Origin of the sequence: Corynebacterium sp. HMSC06C06 (assembly GCF_001807295.1) — a bacterium.
Classification (GTDB): domain Bacteria; phylum Actinomycetota; class Actinomycetes; order Mycobacteriales; family Mycobacteriaceae; genus Corynebacterium; species Corynebacterium striatum.
On record NZ_KV788460.1, the window covers coordinates 1 to 893 of the forward strand.

Here is an 893-nt window from a genome sequence, read left to right on the forward strand (position 1 = left end):
TCTTCCGTGCGGCGTGCCTTTAGTTTAACATATGCTTTAACATATGGCAAGACATATGGCGAAACATATGTCTTAGCATATGCTTTAGCAGGTGTTGCACACATTCGCCTGGTAACGCTGTTTATTACACAGTCCCCTACTCCCCCACTAGTGCGCGTTCTAGGTGTTATTGCTATACAAAAAGCCCCAACCGCAGGGCGGCTGGGGCTCAATGCGTAAGGGGTCTAGATGCTGTTGTCCTCGTGCCAGTTTTCGACGTCGGCGTGCTCGTCGGAGTGCACCTGGGCGCAGTTATTGGCTTCGGTAAGGGCCTTAATAGTTAGCTCTACGTCTGCCGGGCTGTAGGCGCGGGCTTGCAGTTCGTCAAGTGTTGCGCCTTCTACTGCGTAGATTTCTACGGCAGGGTTTTCCTCGTCGGTGTCGACGACAATGGTGCGCAGGGCGTGGATTGGCGTTGTCCAGGTTTTCTTCGGCATAGGGACTCTCCTTTTTGGTCTAGGTTATCCCACTAGCGTGTAGGCGGCTTGCGGGGTTGTGCGCAGTTCTAGGCGGGCGGCGGTGTCAATGGCCATAAGTGTCAGGGTGACAATCAATCCGCTAAGGGCGATTACGGAGGGGATGAAGATTGCTTTTACCTCTTGAGGAAAGACGGCGACATTGGCCAGGAGTGGAAGCAGGATAGCTATGGCGGCGGCGAGCACGAACAGTGGGCGGTAGGTCTCCTTGATGGTGCGGCTAGTGCCTGCGGGTAGCTGTCGCAGGCGCATTTCCGCGTTGCTGAGGTAGTTGATGATGGGCACGATGAGTGTGGTGGCGGCGATGAGGATCAGTAGTCCTAGGGTGGTTGCCATGTCTGGCGTCCTTTCGGTTGGTGTCGAGTGTTACCGCGTGTG

At 55.3% G+C, this 893-nt stretch carries 3 protein-coding genes; 1 reads left to right on the plus strand and 2 read right to left on the minus strand.

All coding sequences use genetic code 11. From position 1 onward, the window contains the following. Positions 1-219: hypothetical protein (locus tag HMPREF3153_RS12810; protein WP_210385537.1), on the plus strand; the 219-nt coding region annotated here is incomplete at its 5' end. A 5-nt stretch (positions 220-224) separates the two neighbouring features. On the opposite strand, the gene HMPREF3153_RS01040 is transcribed toward HMPREF3153_RS12810, so the two are convergent. Both HMPREF3153_RS01040 and HMPREF3153_RS01045 read right to left on the minus strand, forming a co-directional pair. Continuing rightward, positions 225-476: a hypothetical protein gene (locus HMPREF3153_RS01040; RefSeq protein ID WP_070419786.1), complete on the minus strand. Its 252-nt coding sequence runs from the start codon at positions 474-476 to the stop codon at positions 225-227. 24 nt (positions 477-500) lie between these two features. After that, positions 501-851 (minus strand): hypothetical protein, encoded by a 351-nt coding sequence (locus HMPREF3153_RS01045; RefSeq protein ID WP_070419787.1) that lies wholly within the window; start codon positions 849-851, stop codon positions 501-503. Between the last annotated feature and the right edge of the window lie 42 nt (positions 852-893).

Coding starts and splice junctions, on each gene's coding strand:
- HMPREF3153_RS01040 (WP_070419786.1), bottom strand. CDS start 476: ATGCCGAAGAAAACCTGGACAACGCCAATCCACGCCCTGCGCACCATT.
- HMPREF3153_RS01045 (WP_070419787.1), bottom strand. CDS start 851: ATGGCAACCACCCTAGGACTACTGATCCTCATCGCCGCCACCACACTC.